Raw genomic sequence first — 468 nt, 5'->3', positions numbered from 1 at the left:
AACGCCCCGACGAGGTCGAAGGCCGTGCTGTGCCTGGTCACTGGGAGGGGGATCTGGTGATCGGGAAGGGCGGCACGTCGGCGGTGGCGACCCTGGTGGAACGCACCAGCCGGTTCCTGATCCTGGTGCCGCTGACGGGGCGGGACTCGCTCACGGTGACCCAGGCGGTCATCGCCGCCGTCGGCGACCTCCCGGCCACGGTGAAGCGGTCGTTGACGTGGGACTGCGGGTCGGAAATGGCTCTGCACAGGGACGTTACCGCGACAGGGTTGCCGGTGTACTTCGCCCACCCGCACTCACCGTGGGAACGCGGCAGCAACGAGAACCTCAACCGCATCGTTCGCGAGTACCTGCCCACAGGTGTCGAGATCACCAGCGACCCCACCTACCTCGCCGCCATCGCCGCGGAGATCAACGACCGACCCCGTAAGATCCACGACTGGAAGAAGCCCAGCGAGGTATTCACCG

1 protein-coding gene is annotated in these 468 nt (G+C 67.1%); it reads left to right on the top strand.

Annotation, left to right across the window (positions count from 1 at the left end):
- The coding region (locus tag QSK30_RS36630) for an IS30 family transposase (protein WP_502871950.1) at positions 1-468 on the top strand (468 nt) is incomplete at both ends.

Source organism: Actinokineospora sp. NBRC 105648, from assembly GCF_030269645.1.
Classification (GTDB): Bacteria; Actinomycetota; Actinomycetes; order Mycobacteriales; family Pseudonocardiaceae; genus Actinokineospora.
Note: the sequence above shows the minus strand (reverse complement) of the source record. Positions and strands in the feature narration are given on the sequence as shown.